Raw genomic sequence first — 4,351 nt, 5'->3', positions numbered from 1 at the left:
GCTCCGTGGCGAGCACGAACACCGCCGCCGCGGCGGTCGCGGCCACCGCCAGGCCGCCGCTGAGCCAGGCCCGGACGCTCGCCCGGGTGCGCCGCCGCCGGGTCCGCGACCGGATCGTCGCCAGCGCGTCCGGCGCGACGTCCACCGTGGCCGCCTCCGCCTCCAGCGCCCGCCGGATCGTCTCCTCAGGGGTCATCAGAGGTGCTCCAGGATCGGGCGTAGGGCGGCGACCGCCCGCGCCGCGTGGCTCTTGACCGCACCGCGGCTGACGCCCATCGCCTCCGCGATCTCCGCCTCGGACAGGTCGGCGTAGTAGCGCAGCACGATCGCCTCCCGCTGCCGGGCCGGCAGGCGGCGGATCGCGGCGACCACCGCGGCCTGGGTGAGCAGGTCGATCGCGCCGGCCTCCGCGCTCGGGGCCAACGGCGGCGGGTGGCTGGCGGCGAGATGCGCGTCGACCACCCGCCGGTGCCGCAGCGCCGACCGGCAGCCGTTGACCACGGCGACCCGCAGGTACGCCAGCGCCTTGTCGGGGTCGCGGAGCGTGTGCCAGCGGGCGTGCAGCCGGACGTACGCGTCCTGGACGATCTCCTCGGCGGCGCCGCGCTCGTGCAGCAGCAGGCTGGCCAGCCGGACCATCGGGCGGTAGTGCGCGCCGAAGAGATGGGTGACCGCCGCGTCGGCGTCCCATTCGGTGTGCGGTCGGTCCGCCATGACCCTCCCGGGACGTGGCACCGTCAGCTCGGCTGGCACGTCACGATGACGCGCCGGGCGCTCATCCGGTTTACCGCTCCTCCGGAAGAGACGCCATGGGTCGAATGTCCAAATTCCCGACCAGTGTGATAGGGAACTCGATGGACGTACACCGACCTTTCTCTAAGCTGTCCCCCATGTCCAGGCGAGCCACTCCTCTCGCGGTCGTCGCAGCGGCCGCTCTGCTAACCACCCTCGCGGCCTGCGCGCCCGAGGAGACGCCCGAGCCGACGGGGTCGGCCGCGGCGACGTGCACCAAGGACTCCCTACAGACGGAGACCGCGGGCAAGCTGACGGTCGCCACCGACGACCCGGCCTACGAGCCGTGGGTGGTCGGCAACAAGCCCGAGTCCGGCGAGGGCTTCGAGTCCGCCGTCGCCTACGCCGTCGCGGAGCAGCTCGGCTACGCGAAGACCGACGTCGCGTGGACCCGGGTGACGTTCAACAACGCGATCGCGCCCGGCCCGAAGGCCTTCGACTTCGACATCAACCAGTTCTCGGTCACGCCCGAGCGGCAGCAGGCGGTCGACTTCTCGTCGCCGTACTACCTGGTCCGGCAGACCGTGATCGCGCTGAAGTCGTCGAAGATCGCCAACGCGAAGAGCGTGGCCGACCTCAAGGCCGCGAAGCTCGGCGCCCAGGTGGGCACGACCAGCTTCCAGGCGGTCAACGAGCTGATCAAGCCGACCGCGCAGCCCCAGGTCTACAACACCAACGACGACGCCAAGAAGGCGCTGGAGAACGGCCAGATCGACGGCCTGGTCGTCGACCTGCCGACCGCGTTCTACATCACCGGCGCCGAGCTCGACGACGGCAAGATCGTCGGGCAGCTGCCGCAGGTGGGCACCCCGGAGACGTTCGGCCTGCTGCTCGACAAGGGTTCGCCGCTGACCAGGTGCGTCAGCGAGGCGGTCGACAAGCTGCGCAACGACGGCAAGCTCACCGAGCTGGAGCAGAAGTGGCTCGCCGAAACGGCGGGCGCCCCCGAACTCTCGTGACGCGGTTGGCCGAGGGCCCGTCCCAGGTCCAGCTCGACCGGATCGCCTGGCGCCGCCGCCAGACGGTCCGGTCGATCCTGGTCGCGGCCCTGTCGACGGCCGTGCTCGGCGCGCTGCTGGTGTTCGCGATCACCGGCGCGCCCGGCTGGGACCGGGTCCGGCAGTCGTTCCTGGACCCGTCGATCGCGGCCGACGCGCTGCCCGACGTGCTGCGGGGGCTCTGGCTCAACATCCGGCTGCTGATCTTCTGCGCGCTCGGCTCGCTGGCGCTCGGCCTGGTGATCGCGCTGCTGCGTACCCTGCGCGGCCCGGTCTTCTTCCCCGTGCGGGCGCTCGCGGTCAGCTACACGTACACCTTCCGGGGCCTGCCCCTGATCATCGTGATCTACGTGCTGACGCTCGGCGTCCCGGGGCTGCGGCTGCAGGGGATGCCGTCGGTGCTGGTGCTCGGCGGTGCGGCGCTGGTGCTCACCTACTCCGGGTACATCGCGGAGGTGTTCCGCGCGGGCATCGAGTCGGTGCACCCGAGCCAGATAGCGGCCGCGCGGTCGCTCGGGCTGACCTACCGCCAGGCGATGCGGCACGTCGTGCTGCCGCAGGCGGTCCGGCGGGTGGCGCCGCCGCTGCTCAACGACACGGTGGCGCTGCAGAAGGACGTCGGGCTGGTGTCCCTGGCCGGACCCATCGACGCGGTACGCGCGGCGCAGATCGCCACCGCCGAGCACTACAACTACACGCCGTACATCGTCGCGGGGGTGCTGTTCGTGTTGCTGGCCATCCCGCTGATCGCGGTCACCGACTGGGTGACGCTGCGGGCCGCTCGCCGGCAGGCCGGCCGATGAGCGAGGTGCTGTCCTGCACCGGCGTGCGCAAGGTCTTCGGTGCGACCGTCGTGCTCGACGGGCTCGACCTGAGCGTCGCCGAGCACGAGGTGGTGGCGCTGATCGGGGCGTCCGGCTCGGGCAAGTCGACGCTGCTGCGCTGCGTCAACCTCCTGGAGGAGCTGGACGACGGCATGATCCACCTGGACGGCGAGCACATCACCGATCCGCGGATCAACCCCGATCTGGTCCGCCGGAAGATCGGCATCGTGTTCCAGGCGTACAACCTGTTCCCGCACCTGTCCGTGCTCGACAACATCACGCTGGCGCCCGTGCGGGTGCACAAGCGGTCCCGCGCCGACGCCCGCGAGCAGGCGCTGTCGCTGCTGACCCGGATCGGCCTGGCGGACAAGGCGGACGCCTATCCCGACCGGCTCTCCGGCGGCCAGCAGCAGCGGGTCGCGATCGTCCGGGCCCTGGTCAACTCGCCGCGGCTGCTGCTGCTCGACGAGGTGACGTCGGCACTGGACCCGGAGCTGGTCGGCGAGGTGCTCGAGCTGATCCGCGACCTCAAGCGCGACGGCATGACGATGGTGCTGGCCACGCACGAGATGGACTTCGCCCGCCACGTCGCGGACCGGGTCTGCTTCCTCGACGCGGGCCGGATCCTCGAGCAGGGGCCGCCGGCGCAGGTGCTGGACGACCCGGTCGAGGCGCGCACGCGGCAGTTCCTGCGCCGGCTGGCACCCGCGTGAGCCGTCCACCGCTGGCCCGCATGCTGGCCGACGCGCAGTCCGGCGTGCTGCTGTTCGCGCTCACGCCGCCGCGCCGCAGCGCCACGGTCGAGCGCGTCAAGGAGATCGCGGAGGTCACGCTCGACCGGCTGGCGCCGCTGGACCTCGACGGGCTGGTCCTCTACGACATCGACGACGAGTCGGACCGCAACCCGGCCGAGCGCCCGTTCCCGTACCTGCCGACGCTGGACCCGGCCACCTACTACGCGTCGCACCTCGGTGGCTGGGACCGGCCGGTGGTGATCTACCGCTGCGTCGGCAAGTACGCGCCGGCCGAGCTGGCCGACTGGCTGAGCGGCTGCGACGCCGGCCGCGTGTCCAGCGTCTTCGTCGGCGCGTCGTCGGGCGACAAGCCGGCCCGGACCGACCTGCGGGAGGCCCAGGCCCTGCGGCAGGAGCTGCGGCCGGACCTGCCGCTGGGCGGTGTGGTGATCAGCGAACGCGACGACGAGCACCTGCGGATGCTGGCGAAGCAGGAACGGGGCTGCACGTTCTTCGTCTCGCAGGTGGTCTACGACGTCAACGAGACGAAGAACCTGGTCTCGGACTACTTCTACGCGTGCGCGGCCCGCGGCGTCGCACCCCGGACGGTCGTGTTCACGCTGTCGCTGTGCGGGTCGCTCAAGACGCTGGAGTTCCTGGGCTGGCTCGGCGTCGAGGTGCCGCGCTGGCTGCGGAACTCGCTGAGCAACGCCGGCGACACGCTGGCCGAGTCGTACCGGCAGACCATGGCGATCGCCCGCGACCTGGCCGACTTCTGCGCTCACCTGGGCATGCCGTACGGCTTCAACGTCGAGAGCGTGTCGATCCGCCGGGCGGAGATCGAGGCGACCACCGACCTGGCCGCCGAGGTGGCCGCGCTGTTGCGGGGCTAGGTCCCGCGATTTCGGCCCGGGGCCCGCGCCGGGGCTCGTACGTTCCAGGCATGGTCTTGTCCTACGAGGCGGTCGGGCGCGGCCCCGGCCTGGTCCTGCTGCACGGCACC

Annotated in this window: 6 protein-coding genes; 4 read left to right on the top strand and 2 right to left on the bottom strand. The window is 71.9% G+C overall.

Annotated elements, in window-relative coordinates; translation table 11 throughout:
* A partial coding sequence (locus AB0H87_RS38725) for a hypothetical protein (RefSeq protein WP_360157798.1) occupies positions 1-196 on the bottom strand: 196 nt, incomplete at its 3' end.
* Positions 196-714, bottom strand: a complete 519-nt coding sequence (locus tag AB0H87_RS38720; protein WP_360157795.1) for a SigE family RNA polymerase sigma factor — start codon at positions 712-714, stop codon at positions 196-198. The genes AB0H87_RS38725 and AB0H87_RS38720, both read right to left, overlap by 1 nt.
* Before the next feature lie 176 nt (positions 715-890).
* Here AB0H87_RS38720 and AB0H87_RS38715 point away from each other — a divergent pair, with 176 nt between their 5' ends.
* The 4 genes from AB0H87_RS38715 to AB0H87_RS38700 are packed head-to-tail and all read left to right on the top strand — an operon-like array spanning position 891 to position 4,241.
* Positions 891-1,751 (top strand): ABC transporter substrate-binding protein, encoded by an 861-nt coding sequence (locus AB0H87_RS38715; protein WP_360157792.1) that lies wholly within the window; start codon positions 891-893, stop codon positions 1,749-1,751.
* Positions 1,752-1,756: 5 nt separating this feature from the next.
* On the top strand, positions 1,757-2,593 hold the full coding sequence (locus AB0H87_RS38710; protein ID WP_360157801.1) for an amino acid ABC transporter permease: 837 nt from the start codon (positions 1,757-1,759) through the stop codon (positions 2,591-2,593).
* Complete coding sequence (locus AB0H87_RS38705; RefSeq protein ID WP_360157789.1) at positions 2,590-3,327, top strand: amino acid ABC transporter ATP-binding protein; 738 nt, start codon at positions 2,590-2,592, stop codon at positions 3,325-3,327. Before AB0H87_RS38710 ends, AB0H87_RS38705 begins: the two co-directional genes overlap by 4 nt.
* Complete coding sequence (locus AB0H87_RS38700) at positions 3,324-4,241, top strand: 5,10-methylenetetrahydrofolate reductase (RefSeq protein ID WP_360157786.1); 918 nt, start codon at positions 3,324-3,326, stop codon at positions 4,239-4,241. The genes AB0H87_RS38705 and AB0H87_RS38700 overlap by 4 nt, the downstream gene beginning before the upstream one ends.
* Positions 4,242-4,351: the final 110 nt, after the last annotated feature.

The sequence above is a fragment of the Asanoa sp. NPDC050611 genome, assembly GCF_040654855.1.
Lineage (GTDB): Bacteria > Actinomycetota > Actinomycetes > Mycobacteriales > Micromonosporaceae > Asanoa.
This window is presented reverse-complemented; position numbering and strand designations above follow the sequence as displayed.